The 21,031-nt window shown below is 67.3% G+C and carries 20 protein-coding genes and 1 riboswitch; of the genes, 11 read left to right on the forward strand and 9 right to left on the reverse strand.

What is annotated here, in order from left to right:
• Nucleotides 1-35 precede the first annotated feature (35 nt).
• On the reverse strand, nt 36-1,853 hold the full coding sequence (aspS, locus tag JN22_RS27170) for an aspartate--tRNA ligase (protein ID WP_085556856.1): 1,818 nt from the start codon (nt 1,851-1,853) through the stop codon (nt 36-38).
• Nucleotides 1,854-2,037: 184 nt separating this feature from the next.
• On the opposite strand from aspS, the gene rnd reads away from it, so the two are divergent.
• Both rnd and JN22_RS27180 read left to right on the forward strand, forming a co-directional pair.
• Complete coding sequence (gene rnd / locus JN22_RS27175) at nt 2,038-3,228, forward strand: ribonuclease D (protein WP_085556857.1); 1,191 nt, start codon at nt 2,038-2,040, stop codon at nt 3,226-3,228.
• A gap of 279 nt (nt 3,229-3,507) precedes the next feature.
• Nucleotides 3,508-4,797, forward strand: a complete 1,290-nt coding sequence (locus tag JN22_RS27180; RefSeq protein WP_085556858.1) for a hypothetical protein — start codon at nt 3,508-3,510, stop codon at nt 4,795-4,797.
• A gap of 3 nt (nt 4,798-4,800) precedes the next feature.
• Here the strand turns inward: JN22_RS27180 and JN22_RS27185 are convergent, their stop codons facing one another.
• On the reverse strand, nt 4,801-5,562 hold the full coding sequence (locus JN22_RS27185) for an SDR family NAD(P)-dependent oxidoreductase (RefSeq protein ID WP_085556859.1): 762 nt from the start codon (nt 5,560-5,562) through the stop codon (nt 4,801-4,803).
• 118 nt (nt 5,563-5,680) lie between these two features.
• Between JN22_RS27185 and JN22_RS27190 the strand changes: the two genes are divergently transcribed.
• Both JN22_RS27190 and gmk read left to right on the forward strand, forming a co-directional pair.
• Nucleotides 5,681-6,547, forward strand: a complete 867-nt coding sequence (locus tag JN22_RS27190; RefSeq protein WP_085556860.1) for a YicC/YloC family endoribonuclease — start codon at nt 5,681-5,683, stop codon at nt 6,545-6,547.
• A 5-nt stretch (nt 6,548-6,552) separates the two neighbouring features.
• Nucleotides 6,553-7,221 carry a guanylate kinase gene (gene gmk / locus JN22_RS27195; protein ID WP_085557368.1) on the forward strand — a complete coding sequence of 223 codons (669 nt, stop codon included), beginning with the start codon at nt 6,553-6,555 and terminating at the stop codon, nt 7,219-7,221.
• Between the two features lie 53 nt (nt 7,222-7,274).
• Here gmk and ribB read toward each other — a convergent pair whose 3' ends face one another.
• Together ribB and JN22_RS27205 are read right to left on the reverse strand one after the other, a co-directional pair.
• A complete protein-coding gene (ribB, locus tag JN22_RS27200) occupies nt 7,275-7,958 on the reverse strand; it encodes a 3,4-dihydroxy-2-butanone-4-phosphate synthase (RefSeq protein WP_085556861.1) in 684 nt (227 codons plus the stop codon).
• Nucleotides 7,959-8,092: 134 nt separating this feature from the next.
• Nucleotides 8,093-8,245, reverse strand: a riboswitch (FMN riboswitch).
• A gap of 94 nt (nt 8,246-8,339) precedes the next feature.
• On the reverse strand, nt 8,340-9,071 hold the full coding sequence (locus JN22_RS27205) for a DUF6065 family protein (protein WP_085556862.1): 732 nt from the start codon (nt 9,069-9,071) through the stop codon (nt 8,340-8,342).
• A gap of 279 nt (nt 9,072-9,350) precedes the next feature.
• Here JN22_RS27205 and JN22_RS27210 point away from each other — a divergent pair, with 279 nt between their 5' ends.
• The 3 genes from JN22_RS27210 (at nt 9,351) to JN22_RS27220 (ending at nt 12,713) form a co-directional block, all read left to right on the forward strand.
• Complete coding sequence (locus tag JN22_RS27210) at nt 9,351-11,036, forward strand: methyl-accepting chemotaxis protein (RefSeq protein WP_179166233.1); 1,686 nt, start codon at nt 9,351-9,353, stop codon at nt 11,034-11,036.
• Nucleotides 11,037-11,124: 88 nt separating this feature from the next.
• Nucleotides 11,125-12,291 carry a PLP-dependent cysteine synthase family protein gene (locus JN22_RS27215; protein WP_085556864.1) on the forward strand — a complete coding sequence of 389 codons (1,167 nt, stop codon included), beginning with the start codon at nt 11,125-11,127 and terminating at the stop codon, nt 12,289-12,291.
• On the forward strand, nt 12,288-12,713 hold the full coding sequence (locus JN22_RS27220; protein ID WP_085556865.1) for a winged helix-turn-helix domain-containing protein: 426 nt from the start codon (nt 12,288-12,290) through the stop codon (nt 12,711-12,713). Before JN22_RS27215 ends, JN22_RS27220 begins: the two co-directional genes overlap by 4 nt.
• 13 nt (nt 12,714-12,726) lie before the next feature.
• Here JN22_RS27220 and JN22_RS27225 read toward each other — a convergent pair whose 3' ends face one another.
• Nucleotides 12,727-13,152 (reverse strand): acyl-CoA thioesterase, encoded by a 426-nt coding sequence (locus JN22_RS27225; RefSeq protein ID WP_085556866.1) that lies wholly within the window; start codon nt 13,150-13,152, stop codon nt 12,727-12,729.
• Between the two features lie 108 nt (nt 13,153-13,260).
• On the opposite strand from JN22_RS27225, the gene parE reads away from it, so the two are divergent.
• On the forward strand, nt 13,261-15,249 hold the full coding sequence (gene parE / locus JN22_RS27230; protein WP_085556867.1) for a DNA topoisomerase IV subunit B: 1,989 nt from the start codon (nt 13,261-13,263) through the stop codon (nt 15,247-15,249).
• Nucleotides 15,250-15,340: 91 nt separating this feature from the next.
• Nucleotides 15,341-15,910, forward strand: a complete 570-nt coding sequence (locus JN22_RS27235; protein ID WP_085556868.1) for a hypothetical protein — start codon at nt 15,341-15,343, stop codon at nt 15,908-15,910.
• 166 nt (nt 15,911-16,076) lie between these two features.
• On the opposite strand, the gene JN22_RS27240 is transcribed toward JN22_RS27235, so the two are convergent.
• Together JN22_RS27240 and JN22_RS27245 are read right to left on the reverse strand one after the other, a co-directional pair.
• On the reverse strand, nt 16,077-16,778 hold the full coding sequence (locus JN22_RS27240; protein WP_143268473.1) for an alpha/beta fold hydrolase: 702 nt from the start codon (nt 16,776-16,778) through the stop codon (nt 16,077-16,079).
• 28 nt (nt 16,779-16,806) lie between these two features.
• A complete protein-coding gene (locus JN22_RS27245; RefSeq protein ID WP_085556870.1) occupies nt 16,807-17,352 on the reverse strand; it encodes a hydrolase in 546 nt (181 codons plus the stop codon).
• 218 nt (nt 17,353-17,570) lie between these two features.
• On the opposite strand from JN22_RS27245, the gene JN22_RS27250 reads away from it, so the two are divergent.
• Together JN22_RS27250 and JN22_RS27255 are read left to right on the forward strand one after the other, a co-directional pair.
• A complete protein-coding gene (locus JN22_RS27250; protein WP_085556871.1) occupies nt 17,571-19,115 on the forward strand; it encodes a DEAD/DEAH box helicase in 1,545 nt (514 codons plus the stop codon).
• A gap of 4 nt (nt 19,116-19,119) precedes the next feature.
• Nucleotides 19,120-19,362, forward strand: coding sequence for an Lrp/AsnC ligand binding domain-containing protein (locus JN22_RS27255; RefSeq protein WP_085556872.1), 243 nt, complete (start codon nt 19,120-19,122; stop codon nt 19,360-19,362).
• 399 nt (nt 19,363-19,761) lie between these two features.
• Here the strand turns inward: JN22_RS27255 and cas2 are convergent, their stop codons facing one another.
• Together cas2 and cas1 are read right to left on the reverse strand one after the other, a co-directional pair.
• A complete protein-coding gene (cas2, locus tag JN22_RS27260; protein WP_211099689.1) occupies nt 19,762-20,091 on the reverse strand; it encodes a CRISPR-associated endonuclease Cas2 in 330 nt (109 codons plus the stop codon).
• Nucleotides 20,045-21,028, reverse strand: a complete 984-nt coding sequence (gene cas1 / locus JN22_RS27265; RefSeq protein WP_085556874.1) for a type II CRISPR-associated endonuclease Cas1 — start codon at nt 21,026-21,028, stop codon at nt 20,045-20,047. Before cas1 ends, cas2 begins: the two co-directional genes overlap by 47 nt.
• Between the last annotated feature and the right edge of the window lie 3 nt (nt 21,029-21,031).

Genomic DNA, 21,031 nt, shown 5'->3' on the forward strand with positions numbered 1-21,031 from the left:
TGGCCCCTTCGCGATGAACGCGTGCGCCCTGCCCTTTACGCCTGCGGCGCGGCGACCTTCGGCTTGGGCAGGTCGAGCTTGATGTGCAGCTCCTTCAGGCGGGTCTGATCGACCTGCGCCGGGGCCTGCATCAGCAGATCCTCGGCCCGCTGGTTCAGCGGGAAGGCGATGACCTCGCGGATGTTCGGCTCGTCGGCCAGCAGCATGACGATGCGGTCGATGCCCGGCGCCGAGCCGCCGTGCGGCGGGGCTCCCAGCTTGAACGCGCTCAGCATGCCGCCGAATCGGGCCTCCAGCTCCTCCGGCGGGTAGCCGGCGATGTCGAAGGCCTTGTACATCACCTCCGGCAGATGGTTCCGGATAGCGCCCGACGACAGCTCGACGCCGTTGCAGACGATGTCGTACTGGTAGGCCTTGATGTCGAGCGGGTTCATCTCCTCCAGCGCCTTCAGGCCGCCCTGCGGCATCGAGAAGGGGTTGTGGCTGAAGATGACCTTGTTGGTCTCCTCGTCCAGCTCGTACATCGGGAAATCGACGATCCAGCAGAAGCGGAAGGCGTTCTTCTCGATGAGGTCCAGCTCCTCACCGATGCGGGTGCGGGCCAAGCCGGCCAGCTTGGCCGCCGGGCCGGGCTGGTCGCAGACGAAGAAGACCGCGTCGCCGTCCTCGAGCCCGACCAGCTCGCGCAGGGCGGCCTGCGCGGCCTCCGGCACGAACTTGGCGATCGGACCCTTGCCGCCGGCGGCCTCCATGACGATGTAGCCGAGGCCGGGAGCGCCGAGACCACGCGCCCAGTCGTTCAGCTTGTCGAAGAAGCTGCGCGGACGGTCAGAGACCTTCGGCGCGCGGATGGCGCGGACGACGCCGCCCTTCTCCACCGTCTGCTTGAAGGCGCGGAACTCGACGTCGTCGCGCTTGAAGATTTCGGTGACGTCGGTGATGACCAGCGGGTTGCGCAGGTCGGGCTTGTCGTTGCCGTACTTCAGCATCGACTCGGCGAAGCTGATGCGGCGGAACGGCGCCTGGTCGATGACCGGCTTGGTCTCGCGGCGGAAGCCGCCGAACTCGTCGAAGAGCCCGTGCAGCACCGGCTCGACGGCGGCGAAGACGTCCTCCTGGGTGACGAAGGACATCTCGAAATCGAGCTGGTAGAACTCGCCCGGGCTGCGGTCGGCGCGCGCGTCCTCGTCGCGGAAGCAGGGCGCGATCTGGAAGTAGCGGTCGAAGCCGGCGACCATCAGCAGCTGCTTGAACTGCTGCGGCGCCTGCGGCAGGGCGTAGAACTTGCCGGGGTGGTTGCGGCTCGGCACCAGATAGTCGCGGGCGCCCTCCGGCGAGGAGGCCGTCAGGATCGGCGTCTGGAACTCGGTGAAGCCCTGGTCGATCATCCGGCGGCGCGCCGACGCGATGACGCGCGAGCGCAGCAGGATGTTCTCGTGGATGCGCTCGCGCCGCAGGTCGAGGAAGCGGTAGCGCAGGCGCATGTCCTCGCCGGTGTCGGCCTCCTGGTTGACCTGGAGCGGGATCTGCTCCGCCTCGCCCTGGACCGTCAACTCGGCGATCTGCATCTCGATGCGGCCGGTCGGCAGCTTGTCGTTGATCGTCTCGGCGGTGCGCTTGACGACCTTGCCGGTGACGGTGATCACCGATTCCAGCTTCAGCCGGTTGGCGACCTCGAAGGCGGGATTCGAGGTGTCGACCACGCACTGCGTCAGGCCGTAATGGTCGCGCAGGTCGACGAACAGAAGCTGTCCGTGGTCGCGCTTCCGGTTGATCCAGCCCGACAGGCGGACGGTTTCGCCGGCATTCTCTTCACGAAGCTGGCCGCAGGTGTGCGTGCGGTAGGGGTGCATGGGTCGAAACACCTTGAAAAGGTCGGATTCCGGCAAGGAAATGGGGTCCGACACACCACACCGTAAGCCGGTGAAAGTCAAGCCGCGTACGACGAATGCGCACGCGGCGCGTCGCCGCCGAGCGAAAGCGCAACGATCTTTCACCCCCCTTTAACCCGCCCGCCGCCTCGTGTATGAAGCAACCATGACGCTCATCACGACAAACGACGCCCTTCAGGCCTTCTGCCAGTCGCTGGCCGGGGCCGAATACATCACGGTCGATACCGAGTTCCTGCGGGAAAAGACCTATTGGCCGCAGCTCTGCCTCGTGCAGATCGGGGGACCCGACGGCGCCGTCGCCATCGACCCGCTGGCCGAGGGGCTCGATCTGGCGCCGCTCTACGCCGTGATGGGCGATCCGTCGATCCTCAAGGTCTTCCACGCCGCCCGCCAGGACGTGGAAATCTTCTGGCACCTGTCCGGCAGCATCCCCACCCCGCTGTTCGACACCCAGGTCGCCGCCATGGTCTGCGGCTTCGGCGAGAGCGTCGGTTACGAGACGCTGGTCACCAAGCTGGCTGGCGCGCGCATCGACAAGTCCAGCCGCTTCACCGACTGGTCGCACCGCCCCCTGACCGAGCGGCAGCTGACCTACGCGCTGTCCGACGTCATCCACCTGCGCCCGGCCTACGAGAAGCTGAAGCGCCGCCTCGCCCGCACCGGCCGCTCGCACTGGCTGGAGGAGGAGATGGCGATCCTCACCGACCCGCGCACCTACCAGGTCGATCCTGACAGCTCCTGGCTGCGCCTGAAGGTGCGCACCAACAAGCCGCGCTTCATGGCGGTACTGAAGGAGCTGGCGGCGTGGCGCGAACGCGAGGCGCAGCGCCGCGACATGCCGCGCTCGCGCGTGCTGCGCGACGAGGCGCTGCTGGAGATCGCCGCCCACGCCCCGACCAGCGTCGACGACCTCGCCCGCACCCGCGGCATGGGTCGGGGCTTCGCCGAGGGGCGCCAGGGGGCCGACGTGCTGGCCGCCGTCCAGGCCGGTCTCGACATTCCCGACCGCGACCTGCCCAAGATCGAGCCGCGGGAGGAGCCGCCGCCCGGACTGCAACCGATCGTCGAGCTTCTCCGCGTCCTGCTGAAGATGAAGTGCGACGAGAACAACGTCGCCGCCAAGCTCGTCGCCTCCTCGGCCGATCTGGAGGCGATGGCGGCCGACGATTCCGCGGACGTTCCGGCGATGCAGGGCTGGCGCCGCGAACTGTTCGGAGACGACGCGCTCGCCCTCAAGCATGGAAGGATCGCGCTGGCGGTCATAAACCGTCGTGTCCGCATCGTTCCTGCTGGAGAACCGATGCCGCTCCCGAAATCCGAAGAAACCGAAACTTGACGTTTCTGGATGGCGTGGTTTCGATGGGCCTATCGCTTTAGGCACAATATCGAATGCATTTATTTCGTTAACCATGCCTTAAAGGCTTTTTAAAGAAAGTTGCAAGCAGTATCGGTTCGGGGCCGCATGTCCTTGTCCAGTGCTTCCAGTGCTTGGTCGGGACGTGACTCCGGCTCCGCCCGTCATCCGGCGCGTTCCTGGTCGGGAGCGCGCGGGCATGCCGGTGTCTGCGGACACGGCGGCGTGATCGGGAAAAGTCGGTTCGGGGGAAGGCACGGAATGAGCAGGTTCGGCGGCAAACCACCGATGGGACGGGACCGGGTCCGGCTTTCCACGACGGAAAAGCAGGCCGCCGTCGCCGCCGCCAAGGACCAGCGCCCCGATTTCGACAATGACAAGCTGCTGAATCTGCTGCGCTCGGCCAAGAGCGAACTCCAGGGCATGCGGCTGATCCACATGCACCTGTCGCTGCTGCGCGACAAGGATCCCACCAGCCAGATGATGGTCCGCACCATCATCCAGGAGCTGGGAAGCAAGGCGTCCTTCCTGCAATCCTTCAACATTTCCAACGGCGACGTCATCATCCTCTACAAGGGGCTGAAGCTGACCGGCGTGACCGATGTTTGCCAGAAGCTGGAACAGGTCTTCCTGTCGAAGACGACGCTGACCGGGCCGAATCCCTACAAGGAGTATTCGCTCTACTCGATCATGGAACTGGCGTTGAACTTCATCAACGTCATCCGCTTCATCGAGGAATTGCAGGCCAACGAGACCGGCGGCGGCCCGCTGGAGACCAAGCCCCCCATCACGCTGGAGGAACTGGGCAAGCTCGAACGCTCCATGCAGATGTTCGACCTGTCGCCCTTCCTGTTCAATCAGGCCATCGCCAACATCGGCAAGGGCAGCGAGGAGGAGATGGAGTATTTCGAACTCTACATCTCCATCAAGCTGTTGCAGGAGCGTCTCTGCCCGGACTACGACATCACCGCCAACAAATGGCTGTTCAACTACTTCACCGCCAACCTCGACCAGTCGGTGCTGCGGGCGTTGAACCACGGACTCAGCTTCATGCGCGGGCGGCGGATCGGCATCAACATCAACCTGTCGACGGTGATCTCCACCGGCTTCGTGAAGTTCGACGAGCGGCTGCCGATGGATTTCCGCGGGCAGGTCGTGCTGGAGGTCTCCAAGGGCGACCTGATCGAGAACCTGTCGCTGTTCAACGAGGTGGTCGAGTTCGCGCAGGACCGTCGTTACCAGATCGCGGTGGACGGGCTGAATCCCTTCTGGGTGACGAACTTCGACCTGGAGTATCTCAACGCCGATTACGCGAAGATCTTCTGGTCGAACGACATGCTGGAGATGGAACCGTCCTTCGAAAAGTACTTCCGCGACCGCATCGCCGAGCAGGACCGCTGCAAATTCATCCTGGCGCGCTGCGACAGCGTGTCGAGCCTCGTCTACGCGCACAAGATGGGCATCAACTTCGTCCAGGGCCGCGCGGTGGACAACATTCTGCGCAAGGGCGTCAGCGTCCGCGACGCCATCGCCCACGCCAAGGCCGACTGACCCTCACCCCTTCTTCGGCGCGCGGGTCAGGGCGGCGTCGGTCCAACCCGGCGGCAGCAGCGCCAGCAGCCACACCGCCGCCGCCATCGGCCAGGGAAAGCCGATGCGCGCCGCGTTGCGCTCCAGCCCGCGCTTGATCGTCCGCGCCGCCGCGTCGGTCTCGACCAGGAAGGGCATGGGAAAACGGTTGACCGCCGTCATCCGGCTCTTGACGAAGCCGGGGCAGATCACCGAGACGCCGATCCCCTCCGCCGCCAGATCGCCGCGCAACGCCTCGCCATAGACGCGCACCGCCGCCTTGCTGGCGCAGTAGGCCGGAGCGCCCGGCAAGCCCCGAAAACCCGCCTGCGACGCCATCAGCGCGATCTGCCCGCGCCGCCGCGCCCGCATCGCCGGCAGCAGCGGATGGATGCTGTTCAGAACGCCGTCGATGTTGACCGACAGGATGCGGCGGGCCTGCGCCTCGCTCTCCACCCCGCCGCCGGTGCCGGCGGAAATCCCGGCGTTGGCGATCACCAGATCGACCGGAGTCGCGGCGTCCACCGCCGTCAGCCACGACGCCATCGCCTCCCGGTCGGCGGCGTCCACCAGCCCGGCGGTGACCGACGCGCCGGCCCGGCGACAGCGTTCCGCCACCTCCTCCAGCCGCGCCGGATCGCGGCCGGTCAGCGCCAGGGCCATGCCGGGCGCTGCGTAGAGGCCGGCCAGGGCCGCGCCGATGCCGCTGGAGGCGCCAGTGATGACGATGGAACGCGGATCCCGCATGAAACCTCTCCCTTGCCCGCTTGTTGCCGGATCATACCGCCGGTATAAGGTGGGCCACATCATTCAACAGCTTGCAGCCGAGGTCCCCTTGCCCGCCCATCGCCCTGTTGTCGCCAGCATGACCGGTTTCGCGCGTGTGGACGGGCACGGGGACGGCTTCTCCTGGACCTTCGAGGCGAAGAGCGTCAACGGCCGCAGCCTGGATCTGCGCTGCCGCCTGCCGTCCGGCTTCGACGGCGTCGAGGCGGTGGCCCGCGCCGAGGTGCCGAAGAAGCTGGCGCGCGGCAACGTCAACCTGACCCTCACCGTCAACCGCAGCCAGGCCGTCTCGCAGCTGCGCATCAACCGCGAGCTTCTGGCCCAGGTGCTGGAGTTGGCCCGCGAGATCGAGGGCGCCGGGGCCGCGCCGCCGCGCCTCGATTCGCTGCTGGCGGTGCGCGGCATCATCGAACCGGTCGAGGAGGACGAGACCGAGGCGCGTGAACGGGTCGAATCGGCGCTGAAGGCCGATCTGGCCAAGCTGATCGACCAGCTCGCCGTCAACCGGCTGGCCGAGGGCGCCCGGTTGGCGGCGGTGCTGAACGGCCATCTCGACGAGATCGCCCGGCTGGTCGAGGCCGCCGGGGCTTGCGCCTCGACCCAGCCCGAGGCGCTGCGCGAGAAGCTGCGCACCCAGGTCGCCACCATCCTCGGCTCCTTCCCCGCCCTGTCGGAGGAACGCCTCGCCCAGGAGGCGGCGATCCTCATCGGCAAGGCCGATGTGCGGGAGGAGATGGACCGGCTGCGCGCCCACATCCAGGCCGCCCGCGACATGATGACGGAGGGCGGCGCCATCGGCCGCCGCTTCGACTTCCTCTGCCAGGAATTCAACCGCGAGGCCAACACGCTGTGCTCCAAGTCGGCCGACGTGGAATTGACCCGCATCGGCCTGTCGCTGAAAGCCTCGATCGAGCAGCTTCGCGAACAGGTCCAAAACATCGAGTGACCGCCATGGCCCCGCAGCGCACCCAGTCGCCCGCTTCCCCTTCGAAGACCATCTCCCGGCGCGGCCTGATGCTGGTGCTGTCGTCGCCCTCTGGCGCCGGCAAGACGACCATCTCGCGCCGCCTGCTCGACCGCGACGGCGACCTCGCCATGTCGGTGTCGGTGACGACCCGCCCGATGCGCCCCGGCGAGGTTCCGGGCGTCGATTACCATTTCATCGACCTTGAGCTGTTCGACCGCATGGTCGAGGCCGGCGAGCTGCTCGAATACGCCCGCGTCTTCGGCAACTGCTACGGCACGCCGCGCGGCGCCGTCGAGGACGCGCTGGCGTCCGGCCGCGACGTGCTGTTCGACATCGACTGGCAGGGCACTCAGCAGTTGGCGCAGAACGCCCGCGACGATCTCGTCAGCGTCTTCGTCCTGCCGCCCTCGGGCGAGGAGCTCGAACGCCGTCTGCACAGCCGCGCCCAGGATTCGGCGGAGGTCATCGCCAACCGCATGGCCAAGGCGTCCGACGAGATCAGCCACTGGGCCGAATACGATTACGTCATCGTCAACCACGACGTCGAGGAAAGCGTGGCGGCGGTGGAGGCCATCCTGCGCGCCGAGCGGCTGCGCCGCCGCCGGCAGGTCGGCCTGCCGCGATTCGTGCAGACCGTGCAGGCCGCGCTGTAGGCGGGGAGCGGAAGAAGCCCCGTCCCGATGGAACGGGGCTTCTTCCCTTTGCCTCAGGCGACCGACGACAGCCGGGCGCTCGCCACCAGATCCTCGATGGTGACGACCGGCATACCGTGCGTCTCGGCAAAGGCGACCAGTTCCGGCAGCCGCGCCATGCTGCCGTCCGGGTTCATCACCTCGCAGAGGACGCCGGCCGGCTTGCGGCCGGCCCGGCGCATCAGATCGATGGTCGCCTCGCTGTGCCCCCGGCGCGCCGCCAGCCCGCCCGGATGGGCGCGGATCGGGAAGACGTGTCCGGGACGCGCCAGATCGTCGGGCCGGCAATCGTCGGCGATGGCGGCGCGGATGGTGGTGACGCGGTCAGCCGCCGACACGCCGGTCGACACCCCCTCGCGCGCCTCGATCGACACCGTAAAGCCAGTGCCAAAGCGCGAGCTGTTGGACTCGACCATTGGCGGCAGCTCCAGCCGGCGCAGATGCTCGGCCGGCAGGATGAGGCAGACGATGCCGGTGCAGGTGCGGATGAGGAAGTTCATCTGCGCGGCCGTGATGGTTTCGGCGGCGTAGACGATGTCGCCTTCGTTCTCGCGGTCCTCGTCATCCACGACGATGACGCCTTGCCCCTCGCGCAGCGCGTCGAGCGCACGGTCGATCCGTTCGGCGGCCGTGCCGAAACGGGCCAGGAGACTGTTGCCATGCTGGGCTTGAACAGACTGATTCACAAACTGATTCATGGGTCTTACTCCGGTTCGAGCAAGCCTGAATCAGGGCGCAAAGAGACAGCCGACGGCCGGGAACGGAATCCCCGGACCATCGTCGCAGGCCACCGCCGCCGCCGCCGGTTTTCCGGGGACGTCACCCATGGCCGGCTCATTCTCTTTCATCCGGACTGTGACCGTCGGCCCCGGCGTCTCACCGGGTCTGCTGACCCCGCGGCCAATGGCCGCGGGCGCTCGCGGGCTCCCTCCCTTGCGAGGAGGATACCGCCGGTAGGGACTTCCACCCTGCCCTGAGAACAAGCGCTATGACACCGCCCGACAGCGGACGGCTGCTCTTCACCTATCGACAGGCGATGGATCTTGTCAACGCCCCGCCTCGAAGAAAGCCGAGCTTTCTCACCTTGCGGGAAACGGCTTCGGCCGCAACTTGATCTCGTGCCCGTCCGGGCCGTCGCTGCCGTCGGGCTGCTTGCCCCGGTAATAGCCCTTCTGCCAGCGCTCCTGCGCGGCGGCGCTGCCGGGCTTCTGGAGTTCGGCGTTGAACTGGCTGCGCGAGGTCGCCCAATGGCGGTACTGCGCCGCGGTTTCCGGGTCGCTGTCGAGTTCGCGGATCTCCGGTTCCAGCGATTCGACCAGACCGCGCTGGATCGGCATCAGGTGGGCGTAGGGCTCGCCCTTCTCCCAGGTCACCGGCACGTTGGGTGCGGTGAACTTCCAGTTCATGGTGAAGGGATAGGGCGACCAGTCGGTCTCGATGATTCCCGAGAGTCCCATGATCCCATGCTTGGGATGGTTGATCGGCCCGGTGACCATCAGGTTGATCCCCGGCGGCGTGCGGAACAGCACGGCGACGTGGAAGGTCAGGACGCCGCTGCCGAAATGGCTCGCCGGCAGCAGCGGATGCTGCTCCTCCGCCGTCACCGTGATGGCATCGATGCCGGTGCCGCCGTTCCACACCGCCGTCGCGCGGCAGGGGCTGCACACCTCCCACCCGTGCATGCTGGCGATGTTCAGGGGCAGACAGCGGTAGCCGTACTGCTCCGGCAACGCGTCGATCCAATCGCGCGTGGCGCGGGCGGGACGGATATCGGGAAGCGCGCCCGACAGCGGGTATGCGATCAAGGTCATGGAGTCACTCTGCCAGATGCGATGCCGGGCGGTAAGCCGTCCGAGGCGGATAGGACGTCGCACCGGGGTAGAACGCCCGTCGAGTCCGATGTCCTGCAAAGATCACCGTTTTTGCACCTGCGTCATACTGTCCGTCTGTCTTTAGTGACGATTGCATACGGCCATTGCGCCGTATTAGCCATGGAAAATTTGTTGATATTCCCCGCTCGGGCCGGAGCGGCGCTGTTTGGGCGCTGCCGGCCCGCTCGTGGGCGAACCGATGGAAAGCGGACGGTCGGCATGCGGATTTCCTTTCACAGCATCAGAGCGAAGCTTCTGATCCTTCAAGGGCTTTTCATCGTCGCCATCCTGGCGGCGGGGGTCTGGTCGGCCTATGCGAAGCGGGCCATGATGGTCGACGGCTACGAGAACACCATCCGTTCGGTGGTGGAATCCTCCGTCGCGATCCTGAAATCCTACGACGCGCGGATGGCCAGGGGCGAACTCACCAAGGAAGAGGCGCAGGCACGCGCCAAGGACGCGCTGCGCTCGGTGCGCTTCTCCGGGCAGGAATACGTCTTCGGCTTCGAGTATGACGGGACCAACGTGTTCCACATACGGCCCGACATCGAGGGCACCCGCAAGCTGGCCGATTTCAAGTCGAGCGACGGCACCCTGATCATCCGCGAACTGCTCAGCCGTGCGCGGGCCGGCATCGGGTTCCTGGTCTACGACTTCCCCAAGGCCGGCGGCGACCAGCCCTTCCCCAAGCTCGCCTACGCCGCCCTTTACGAGCCCTGGGGCTGGATGATCGGCACCGGCGTCTACATCGACGACGTCGATGCCGCCTTCCGCTCGATCCTGGTCGGCACGCTGGCGACCACCGTCGCCACCGCCCTGCTGCTCGGGCTGTTCGGCTACCGTCTGGTGTCGCGCATCGCCAACGGGCTCGACAGCATCGCCGGGGCCACCGGCAAGATCGCCAGGGGCGACCTCGCCGCCACGGTCGAGGGGGCGGAACGGCGCGACGAGGTCGGCACGCTGGCCCGCGCGGTCGAAGCCCTGCGGCTGACGGCCATCGAGGCGGCGGACCTGCGCGCCGGACAGGCCGCGCTGGAAGCCCGCGCCGCCGAGGAGCGCCGCGCCGCCATGAACCGCTTCGCCGATGATTTCGAGCGCACGGTCGGCAGCCTGGTCCGCTCGGTCGCCGAGGCGGCGGAGACGCTGACCGGCACCTCCAGCGCCATGAGCCGGGGAGCCGATCAGACCACCGGCCTGATGGGCACCGCCGCCGAGGCCGCCAGCCACACGTCCGGCAACGTCAACGCCGTGGCCGAGGCGACCGAGCAGCTCGCCGCCTCGATCCGCGAGATCGCCCAGCAGGTCGCCGAATCGACCGCCGGCTCGACCCGCGCGGTCGAGGATGTGCGGCGCACCTACCAGCTCATCGAACAGCTCGACACGGTGGCCAAGCGCACCGTCGAGGTGGTCGACCTCATCCGCTCCATCGCCGCGCAGACCAACCTGCTGGCGCTGAACGCCACCATCGAGGCGGCCCGTGCCGGCGAGGCCGGCAAGGGCTTCGCCGTCGTCGCCAGCGAGGTGAAGAACCTCGCCAACCAGACCGCCAAGGCGACCGACGACGTGCAGGCGCAGATCGCGGCGATGACGGCGGCCACCGCCTCGGTGGTCGACGCCATGCGCGGGGTCGGCGGGGTGATCGAGACGGTGAACAACGTCGCCTCCAGCATCTCCGCCGCCATCGAGGAGCAGGGGGCGGCGACCCGCAACATCAGCGCCAACGTCAACGAGGCGGCGCAGGGCGTCGCCCAGGTGTCGAGCAGCCTGACGATGGTGTGCGGCCACGCCACCGCCACCGGCAACGCCTCCGCCGAGGTGGCCGAGGCCGCCCGCGCCGTCAGCGGTCAGACCGAGCGCATGCGGACCGAGGTGTCGGGCTTCCTCGCCAAGATCCGCCAGGGATAAAGGGGATCCGGAGGGGGCGGTCGCGGGACGGGGTGCATTCCGCAACAATCCGCGCTATGGAAGGATCCGGATTTCCTGGATGGCTTCCATGACCACCCCCTCCTCCACCGCGCCCATGCCCGCGCCCGTTTCGACGCCGCGCGGCTGGCTCGACGAGGCGCTGCGGCGCATCGACGCGGACGTCAACCGTTCGGCCGACACCCACCTGCTGCGCCTGCCGATTCCGGGGGCGCCGGGCGTGACGCTGTACCTGAAGGACGAATCGACCCACCCCACCGGCAGCCTGAAGCACCGGCTGGCGCGATCCCTGTTCCTCTACGCGCTGTGCAACGGCTGGGTCCGCGAGGGCAGCACGGTGATCGAGGCGTCGTCGGGCTCGACCGCCGTGTCGGAAGCCTATTTCGCCCAGCTTCTCGACCTTCCCTTCGTCGCGGTGATGCCGCGCGGCACCTCGCCGGCCAAGATCGCGCAGATCGAGTTCTACGGCGGCCGTTGCCACATGGTGGAGCGCGCGTCGGAGGTCTGCGCGGAGGCACGGAGGCTGGCGCGGTCCTGCGACGGCCATTTCATGGACCAGTTCACCTACGCCGAACGCGCCACCGACTGGCGCGGCAACAACAACATCGCCCAATCCATCTTCGAGCAGCTGGCGCAGGAGCCGCACCCGGTTCCCGACTGGATCGTCTGCGGCGCCGGCACCGGCGGCACCTCGGCCACGATGGGGCGCTACGTGCGCTACCGCCGGCTGCCGACGCGGGTCTGCGTTCCCGATCCGGAACAATCCGCCTTCTTCGAAAGCTTCCGCGACGGCAACCCCGACGCCACCGCGCCGCGCGGCTCGGGCATCGAGGGGATCGGGCGGCCGACGGTGGAACCCTCCTTCCAGGCGGGCGTCATCGACCGCATGGTCAAGGTGCCGGACGCCGCCAGCGTCGCCGCCGCCTGGGTGCTGCGCGACCGGCTGGGGCGCTCCTGCGGCGGCTCGACCGGCACCAATCTGATCGGCTGCATCACGCTGATCGCCGGAATGCTGCGCGAGGGGCGGCGGGGCAGCGTCGCCACCCTGCTGTGCGATTCGGGGGAACGCTACGCCGGCACCTACTTCAACCGCGACTGGCTGGCCAGCGCCGGCCTGGACATCGATCCGTGGATCGCCCGGATCGACGGCTTCTTCCGCACCGGCGCGTGGAGCACAGAGGGGGACGGCTGGGAGCTGGCGACGGCCGACCGCCCGGAAAGGCAGGGAACGCCATGACCCGCATGCGAATCCGGATCGATTTCCAGCCCGGCGGATCGATCGGCCCCGGCAAGATCATGCTGCTGGAACGGATCCGGGAAACCGGCTCGATCTCCGCCGCCGGGCGGGCGCTCGGCATGTCCTACCGGCGGGCGTGGCTGCTGGTCGACGACCTCAACCACATCTTCCGCGAGCCGGTGGTCAGCGCCGCGGTCGGCGGCAAGCATGGCGGCGGCACCGTGCTGACCGCCTTCGGCGAGCAGGTGATCGACCATTACCGCGCGGTGGAGCGCGAGGCCCGCGTCGCCACCGCCCACCGTCTGGCGGCGCTCCAGGCCACCGTCAACCCGGACTACGGCGCCACCGACAAGACGGTGGACGACGGAAGTTTCGCCGGCGATCCCGGCCTTCAGCCCGGCTGCGAAACGACCGGCGGATAGGCGCCTGGCGCGCTCACCCCGGCGGCACCTCGCGCGGCTTGCGGTCCTCGCCGATGGCGACGTAGGTGAAGACACCCTCGGTGACCTTGATCGGTTCGGCTCCGGACCGTTCCCGGCGCACCCAGGTTTCGATGCGCACCCGGATCGAGGTGCGGCCGACCTTCTCGACGGTGGCGAAGCAACTCACCTCGTCGCCGACATAGACCGGCTTGTGGAAGGTCATCGCCTCGATTCCGACGGTGGCGACCCGGCCGCGCGAGCGGCGCACCGCCACCGTGCCGCCGGCCAGATCCATCTGCGCCAACAGCCAGCCGCCGAAGATGTCGCCGTTCGGATTGGTGTCGGCCGGCATGGCGATGGCCCGCAAGGCCGGCCCGTTGTCGAAATCATACCCCGCGCCTCCGGTCCCCGTCCCCCCGGTCCCTGCACCCTTGGTCATCGGCCCCTCGCAGTCGCAAAAAATTGACGCACCAAATCTTGTATCGAGGGTATATAAGCGCCACAGGATGCGCTTGCGCACCCCTGACGAAATTCCTATCATGCCGCCATGAGCGATCTTTTCGAGAACAAAGGGCCCAAGGCCGACAGCTACTCCGCCCAGGACATCGAGGTTCTGGAAGGGCTTGAGCCCGTGCGCCGTCGCCCCGGCATGTACATCGGCGGCACCGACGACCGGGCGCTGCACCACCTCGTCGCCGAGGTTCTGGACAACGCGATGGACGAGGCCGTCGCCGGCCATGCCAGCCGCATCGACCTGGAGCTGACGGCCGACGGCACCGTGGTGGTGCGCGACAACGGGCGCGGCATCCCGATCGACGACCACCCGAAATACCCCGGCAAGTCGGCGCTGGAAGTCATCCTGACGACGCTGCATTCGGGCGGAAAATTCTCCAACAAGGTGTACGAGACCTCGGGCGGCCTGCACGGCGTCGGCCTGTCGGTGGTCAACGCCCTGTCCGACCGGCTGACGGTGGAGATCGCCCGCGAGAAGCAGCTGTACGTGCAGGAGTACAGCCGCGGCCTGCCGCAGGGGCCGCTGACGCCCAAGGGCAACGTCAACCGGCGCGGCACCACCATCCGCTTCCACCCCGACCCCGAAATCTTCGGGGAGACCGCGCGTTTCGAACCGCACCGGCTGTACCGGCTGGCGCGCTCGAAGGCCTATCTCTACCGCGGTGTCGAGATCCGCTGGAGTTGCGATCCCTCGCTGCTCTCCGTCGACGCGACGACTCCGGCGGCGGAGACGCTGCATTTCCCCGGCGGCCTGCTCGACTACCTGACGGCGGCGCTGCGCGATCGCAGGACCCTGACCCCCTCCCCCTTCGCCGGCTCGCTGGACTTTCCCGGCGGCCAGGGGCGCGTCGAATGGGCGGTGGCGTGGCCGGACGACGACGAGGGCTTCTCGCACACCTACTGCAACACGGTACCCACCCCGCTCGGCGGCACGCACGAGGCGGGCCTGCGGGCGGCGCTGACGCGCGGTCTGAAGGCCTATGGCGAGCTGACCAACAACAAGCGCGCCGGGCAGGTCACCGCCGACGACGTGATGGGCGACGCCTGCGTCCTGCTGTCGGTCTTCATCCGCGAGCCGCATTTCCAGGGTCAGACCAAGGAGAAGCTGGTTACGGCCGAGGCCCAGCGCCTCGTCGAGACGGCGGTGAAGGACCATTTCGACCATTGGCTGTCGGGCAACCCGCCGTCCGCCAACGCCCTGCTCGACCGGCTGATCGAGAAAGCCGAGGAGCGGATGCGCCGCAAGCAGTCGAAGGAGATGGGCCGCAAGACCGCGACCCGCCGCCTGCGCCTGCCCGGCAAGCTGGCCGACTGCTCGCGCAACTCGCCCGAGGGCACCGAGATCTTCCTGGTCGAGGGCGATTCGGCCGGCGGTTCCGCCAAGCAGGCGCGCCAGCGCGAGACCCAGGCGATCCTGCCGCTGCGCGGCAAGATCCTGAACGTCGCCAGCGCCTCGACCGACAAGATGCGGGCCAACCAGGAGCTGAACGACCTGACCCAGGCTCTGGGCTGCGGCGTCGGCAAGGATTTCTCGAGCGACAAGCTGCGCTACGAACGGGTCATCATCATGACCGACGCCGACGTGGACGGCGCCCACATCGCCTCGCTGCTGATGACCTTCTTCTACCGGGAGATGCCGGGGCTGATCCAGAACGGGCACCTGTACTTGGCGCTGCCGCCGCTCTACCGGCTGAGCCACGGCAACAAGCAGGTCTACGCCCGCGACGACGCCCACAAGGACGAACTGCTGTCCCGCCAGTTCAAGGGCAAGAAGCCGGACATCAGCCGCTTCAAGGGCCTGGGCGAAATGATGCCGGCGCAGTTGCGCGACACCACCATGGATCCGGCCAAGCGCACCCTGCTGCGCGTCGTCGTTCCCAACGCCGCCGATCCGGAGGAGCGTGCCGACAGCGACCGCACCCGGATGCTGGTCGAGGATCTGATGGGAAAGCGGCCGGAGCTGCGCTTCCGCTTCATCCAGGACAACGCCAAGTTCGTGAAGGCCGACGACATCGACGTCTGACGGCGGCGGGGCGCTCCCGTCCTGCTCCTGTCAATCGTGCCCTGGCGCGCCATATCAGAGCAGGACGGTTTCTGATCGGAGTGAGGATGAGATGACTCGCTGGCACGCGCTCCCGGCCCTGCTCCTCGCCGGAACGGCCCTGCCGTTGCTGGGGGGCTGCATGAACGAGCGGGTGGTGGCGAACGACCCGATGCCCGCCTACACGCTCAGCGAGGTCGCCTACGCCGCGTCGGAGCGGGATCTGCGGGTGGTCCTGATCGGCGACCCTTTCGGACTGGACCCGCAGAGCTTCGCCGCAAAGGTGCTGCCCTCGATGCAGAACCGCGTCTTCGGCGTGAAGACCAATCTGACGACCACGCCGAACGAGACAGCCCGGCCCGACTACAAGGTCGTGCTGGCCTTCAACATCGCCAACACGACGCTCAGTTCCGCCATCTGCGGCGACGCCCCCATCCCGACGCGGCCGCCGGGCGGCCCGATCGTCGTCCAGGGCGCCTTCTGCCGTGGCGGCGGGGCGCTGACCTCGGCCACCGGCTGGCTCGACCGGCCGCAGGGGCCCGACGACCGGGATTTCCAGTACCTGATCAGCGACATGACCTTCTCGCTGTTCCCGACGAGGCAGGCCAACGACACACGGTGTGGCGGCAACCCCGACTGCTGAGGCGTCCCGCCGAGGCATCCGGGGCCCTGACGCCACGGCCTCGGGGGCATTGTGAAGGACAGGCTTCCGGCTCCCCATCGTGTCCGCCGTCCTCCGGCGCGTCATGGCCGTGGCAAGCCCGGTCACGATGGAAAAGGCCTGGAGGCGGTTGCTTCCAGATGAACCGTCAGGGACGCAGCAGCCAGTCGCGCATCAGCGCGGTGACCGCCTGCGGCTGCTCCATCGCCGACAGATGCCCGCACTGCTCGACCAGCGCCAGCCGGGCGCCGGGAATGGCGGCGGCCATCTCCGCGTGCAGGTCGGGCGGGGTCAGCGCGTCCTCTCGCCCGCACAGGACCAGGGTCGGACAGCGGATGGCGCCGAGGCCGGGCCGGCTGTCCGGCCGGTTCATGATGGCGTTCTGTTCGCGCGCGTAGCCCTCGACTCCGACCCGCTCCATCTGGGCCAGCACCGAGTCGACCAGCGGCCGGTCGGACAGCCGGTCGGGATGGACCAACCGTGCCAGCCCGGCCCGCATCACCGAGCCGTACTTGCCCTGCCGGGCGAGCGCCACGGCGTCGCGGCGGTTGGCCGTCTGCTCCGGCGTGTCGGGCCGCGCGCTGGTGTCCAGCAGCGCCAGCCGCTCCACCCGCTCCGGAGCGCGCCGCAGGATCTCCAGCGCGACGTAACCGCCCATCGACAGGCCGCCGAGCGCGAATCGGGAAGGCGCGCCATCAAGGACATGCTCCGCCATGGCGCCGATCGAATCATGGGCCGCCAGGTTGGCGACGCGGGCCTCCGCGACCTCGGCGAGATGGCGGACCTGGTGTTCCCACAGCGCCGCGTCGAGCGGCATGCCAGGAAGCAGGATCAGGGTCGGCCAGGTCATTCCTTCCACCTCCGTCATCGTCCCGCCGTCACTTGATCAGGGCGCTGACGGTCTTGAAGACCGGCGTCCCCGCACGTTCCAGCCATTCGAACACCACCATCTCGGTGGTGACGATGGAGGCCCCGGCGGCGCGCAGGCGGTCGATGGCGGCGGCGTGGTTGGCCGGCGTGCGCGACGACACGGCGTCGGCGACCAGATGAACCGTGTATCCGAGTCGCAGCAACCCAAGCGCGGTCTGCAACACGCAGACATGCGCCTCGGTCCCGCACAGAACGACGGAGCGGCGGCGCAGCCCCTCCAGCGCGGCGACGAAGGCCGGCTCGCCGGTGGAGGCGAAGGTGATCTTTTCGATGGTCGGCGTGCCGGCGGGCAGCGCGGCGCGGACCGGTTCCACCGTCTCGCCCAGCCCCTTGGCGTACTGTTCGGTCAGGAGCACCGGGACGGACAGCGCCCCGGCCGCCTTCAGCAGGATGCCGGCGTTGCGCAGCACCCGGCCGGACTCGTGGATGGCGGGCAGCAGACGGGCCTGCACGTCGACGACGACCAGGACCGACTCTTCGGCGCGGATAAGCATGGACGGACACTCTCCAACGAGGAACCACAGCCCTCCCAGGGGCGACCCAACCTACCGCAAGTCGGTTTTTCCGCCAACGGCGGCGGCATTCCCGCCTATTTTGGGGGTTTCAACATCGGGTCTATTGACATGGGCCTTTGACTACCTATTCTGCCGCACTATCTAGGCATCGGGCGTTGCACGCTCGATTTGCGAACTCCAGATCAGAAACAGGTTGGATGCTATTTTCGGAACTTGGGCTTGGCCCTGACGTCCTGCGCGCCATCGAGGACAAGGGTTACACCCAGCCGACGCCCATTCAGGAACAGGCGATTCCCTGGGTCCTGCAAGGCCGCGACGTGCTCGGCTGCGCGCAGACCGGAACCGGCAAGACGGCGGGCTTCACCCTGCCGATGATCTCGCTGCTCGCCTCCGGGCGGGCGCGGGCACGGATGCCGCGGTCGCTGATCCTGGAACCGACGCGCGAACTGGCCGCCCAGGTGGCGGACAGCTTCGAGATGTACGGCAAGTACCACAAGCTCAGCATGGCGCTGCTGATCGGCGGGGAGACCTTCTCCGAGCAGGTCAAGAAGCTGGACCGCGGCGTGGACGTGCTGATCGCGACTCCGGGTCGTCTGATCGACCTGTTCGAGCGCGGCAACATCATGCTGAACGACATCAAGGTCTTCGTCATCGACGAGGCCGACCGCATGCTCGACATGGGATTCATTCCGGACATCGAGCGAATAGTCAGCAAGCTGCCGAAGACCCGCCAGACCCTGTTCTTCTCGGCGACCATGCCGCCGGAGATCCGACGTCTGGCCGACGCCTTCCTGACCACTCCGCAGGAGGTGACGGTCGCCCCGCCCGCCTCCCCGGCGGAAACGGTCACCCAGGCCATGGCCCTGGTGCAGGACATGGACAAGCGCAAGGCTCTGCGCCACCTGCTGCGCACCGAGGACGTCAAGAACGCCTTCATCTTCTGCAACCGCAAGCGCGACATTGCCGTGCTCCAGAAGTCGCTTGAGCGTCACGGCTTCAACGCCGGCGCACTGCACGGCGACATGGTGCAGTCCAAGCGAACCGAGACGCTCGACCTGTTCAAGAAGGGCGAGATCTCGTTGCTGGTCTGCTCCGATGTCGCGGCGCGCGGCATCGACGTCCAGGGTCTCAGCCACGTCTTCAACTTCGACGTGCCCCTGACCCCCGACGATTACGTCCACCGCATCGGCCGCACCGGCCGCGCCGGCAAGCAGGGCCGCGCCTTCATGCTGGCGACGCCCGACGACACCAAGCTGGTCGGCGCCATCACGCGCCTCATCAAACGGGAGATTCCGATGATCGCCATCGACGGCCTCGAGACGGCCGAGTTCGGCGACGAGGACGCTCGCCCCCGCCGTGGCGGCCGTGGCGGCAGCCGCAGCCGTTCCGAAGGTCGCCCGGAAGCCCGGTCGCGCGATGAGCGGCCGAGCCGCGAGGAGCGCCCCGCTCGGGAAGAGCGCGCCGTCCGTGACGAGCGTCCCCCCCGTGAGGAACGTCCGCTTCGCGAGGAGCGTCCGGAGCGTCAGCCGCGTGAATCGCTGGCTGCCGCGGAAGCCCGCCGCAATGGCGAGCCGCGCCGCGATCGTGACCGCGACCGCCGCCGCCGCCGTGACGACGATGACGACGATGTGTCGGTGATCGGTTTCGGTGACCACATGCCCGCCTTCATGCTGCGCTCGGCCCGGCCTCGCCCGGCGGCGGAGACGGTCGCGGAATCCGCCGAGCAGAGCCAGGAGGGCTGAGTCCGTGCAGACCATCTTCGTCATGGTCAAGTGCGAGCTGGGAAAGGCCTATCTGGTCGCCGACCAGGCGGTCCAGCAGATTGAACCGGTGTCGGAGGTGCATTCCATCTCCGGCCAGTACGATCTTCTGATGAAGTGCTATCTCGGACAGGACGACGACATCGGCCGTTTCGTGACCGAGCATGTCCAGACCTTGCCGGGCGTCCGCGACACCTTTACGCTGATCGCCTACAAGGCCTTCGCATAGACACTGATCATCGCTTTGCGGGAAGGGCCGGGAATTTCCCGGCCCTTTTTTCTTTTCCGAATTGTCGCTGACCGCACCCGGCCGCCCACCGTTGCGGCTGGACTCCGATCCCCCAGCGGCTACAATCCTCAAAACTCTCGCCGGCTAGAGATTTGAGTTGCGGCTGGACCCCGATCCCACAGCGGCTACAATCGGGCGGCAGGAGCGGTTCGAGATGAGCACGTTGCGGCTGGACCCCGATCCCACAGCGGCTACAATTGACCGTCTGTCCGCAGGACCGGGAGGATTGTTGCGGCTGGACCCCGATCCCACAGCGGCTACAATAGGTCTCCAGATAACGCTTTGTTATAAAAGCGCTATCTGGAGATTTTTCCATTGCCATCCGGAGCTAACCAGCCATCAAAACAGCTTAAACTGTTCGTAACGCGCTCCGGGTTCCCGTTTCGTGCGCGCCTCCAAACAGACCATTGTCTGGTATTGGCGATCGGTGAAGGTCAAGATCTGCACTTTTCCCCTCTTCGGGACATTGGAACGGATGCGTCCGATTCGCGCTTCAACCTGCGGCGTTCCCGCACAGAAACGCAGGTAGACGCTGAACTGCGACATCTCAAAACCTTCATCCAGCAAGAAGTTCCGAAATTTCGTCGCTGCCTTCCGATCCGACTTCGTCACCGTCGGCAGATCAAACATCACCATCATCCACATCAAGCGATACGCGCTGAGTGCCATGCGCGCCCTCCTTGCGAGATTGCGGAACAGCCAAATCGAGCGGCAGTGGCAACAACGGCAAATCCAAGACCTTCCGTTCACCCACCATCACCTGCGCAAGCGACGAGGCAAGCCGAAACAGACAGGTGGACAAAGGCGTCACGCCAACCTCGGTCCGCAGGTCCTGCACCAGAATTCCCGCCAGGACGCGCTTGGTTTCACGGTCCACCTCTTGCTGCCCGCCGGCCACAAGCCGATGGACAACGACATCGACCAAGGGCCGGAATGGCTCCATCAAATCATCGACAAGGCACATCGGGTTGTATCGGTTGGAATGCTTCAGCCCGAGCGTGGGATGCAACCCGGCCGCCGCGACGGCTCGCGCGGTGCCGCCACGCAAGACCGCATACCCATAATTCAACAGACCGTTGATGCCCGGCTCATCGCTGTCGCGTCGGAAATCCGATCCGAACAGCAACGGCCAATACCGACGCGCCGCCTGCGCCTCGATGTTGTCGGGGTCACCCGACCGTAGTTTCCGAGCAAGTTCCACGAAGGCACCCGCCGGCTGACCGAGTGATTCAAGAACCGCCCCCTGCGTTCGCACCTTGGCTCGCGCGATGGCCTGCCACAATCGGTTCTTGAAGGCATCGGTCACTTCGGCCTGCGCCCGCATCCGCTGAGCCTGGACGTGATGGCCGTCGGTCGGCCACAAAATGGCGGCAGGACTGAAGTTGCGCCCGCACAGAACAACCGCACAGTCCCTTTCCAGCAGCGCCAGCAACAGGTTGTTGGAATAGGTCAACCCATGGGCGGTGCCGATCAACACCGCGATGTCGTCCAGCGGCACGCGGCCGATTTCATTGCCACGCGCCGAGACCACCATGAACCCACGATCAAGCGACAGATGCCGCCCGTCTTCCGCAACCTCGATGACGATCCCGGCCGCGCTTGCCATGGC

The organism is Azospirillum agricola (genome assembly GCF_020005195.1).
GTDB classification, from domain to species: domain Bacteria; phylum Pseudomonadota; class Alphaproteobacteria; order Azospirillales; family Azospirillaceae; genus Azospirillum; species Azospirillum agricola.

Excerpts from the sequence above, each read along its gene's own strand:
- aspS (WP_085556856.1), bottom strand. The coding sequence starts at position 1,853 with ATGCACCCCTACCGCACGCACACCTGCGGCCAGCTTCGTGAAGAGAAT.
- JN22_RS27250 (WP_085556871.1), top strand. The coding sequence starts at position 17,571 with ATGCTATTTTCGGAACTTGGGCTTGGCCCTGACGTCCTGCGCGCCATC.
- JN22_RS27185 (WP_085556859.1), bottom strand. The coding sequence starts at position 5,562 with ATGCGGGATCCGCGTTCCATCGTCATCACTGGCGCCTCCAGCGGCATC.
- ribB (WP_085556861.1), bottom strand. The coding sequence starts at position 7,958 with ATGAATCAGTTTGTGAATCAGTCTGTTCAAGCCCAGCATGGCAACAGT.
- JN22_RS27215 (WP_085556864.1), top strand. The coding sequence starts at position 11,125 with ATGACCACCCCCTCCTCCACCGCGCCCATGCCCGCGCCCGTTTCGACG.
- JN22_RS27210 (WP_179166233.1), top strand. The coding sequence starts at position 9,351 with ATGCGGATTTCCTTTCACAGCATCAGAGCGAAGCTTCTGATCCTTCAA.
- JN22_RS27220 (WP_085556865.1), top strand. The coding sequence starts at position 12,288 with ATGACCCGCATGCGAATCCGGATCGATTTCCAGCCCGGCGGATCGATC.
- gmk (WP_085557368.1), top strand. The coding sequence starts at position 6,553 with ATGGCCCCGCAGCGCACCCAGTCGCCCGCTTCCCCTTCGAAGACCATC.
- rnd (WP_085556857.1), top strand. The coding sequence starts at position 2,038 with ATGACGCTCATCACGACAAACGACGCCCTTCAGGCCTTCTGCCAGTCG.
- JN22_RS27205 (WP_085556862.1), bottom strand. The coding sequence starts at position 9,071 with ATGACCTTGATCGCATACCCGCTGTCGGGCGCGCTTCCCGATATCCGT.
- JN22_RS27225 (WP_085556866.1), bottom strand. The coding sequence starts at position 13,152 with ATGACCAAGGGTGCAGGGACCGGGGGGACGGGGACCGGAGGCGCGGGG.
- JN22_RS27245 (WP_085556870.1), bottom strand. The coding sequence starts at position 17,352 with ATGCTTATCCGCGCCGAAGAGTCGGTCCTGGTCGTCGTCGACGTGCAG.
- cas2 (WP_211099689.1), bottom strand. The coding sequence starts at position 20,091 with ATGGCACTCAGCGCGTATCGCTTGATGTGGATGATGGTGATGTTTGAT.
- JN22_RS27180 (WP_085556858.1), top strand. The coding sequence starts at position 3,508 with ATGAGCAGGTTCGGCGGCAAACCACCGATGGGACGGGACCGGGTCCGG.
- cas1 (WP_085556874.1), bottom strand. The coding sequence starts at position 21,028 with ATGGCAAGCGCGGCCGGGATCGTCATCGAGGTTGCGGAAGACGGGCGG.
- parE (WP_085556867.1), top strand. The coding sequence starts at position 13,261 with ATGAGCGATCTTTTCGAGAACAAAGGGCCCAAGGCCGACAGCTACTCC.
- JN22_RS27235 (WP_085556868.1), top strand. The coding sequence starts at position 15,341 with ATGACTCGCTGGCACGCGCTCCCGGCCCTGCTCCTCGCCGGAACGGCC.
- JN22_RS27190 (WP_085556860.1), top strand. The coding sequence starts at position 5,681 with ATGACCGGTTTCGCGCGTGTGGACGGGCACGGGGACGGCTTCTCCTGG.
- JN22_RS27240 (WP_143268473.1), bottom strand. The coding sequence starts at position 16,778 with ATGACCTGGCCGACCCTGATCCTGCTTCCTGGCATGCCGCTCGACGCG.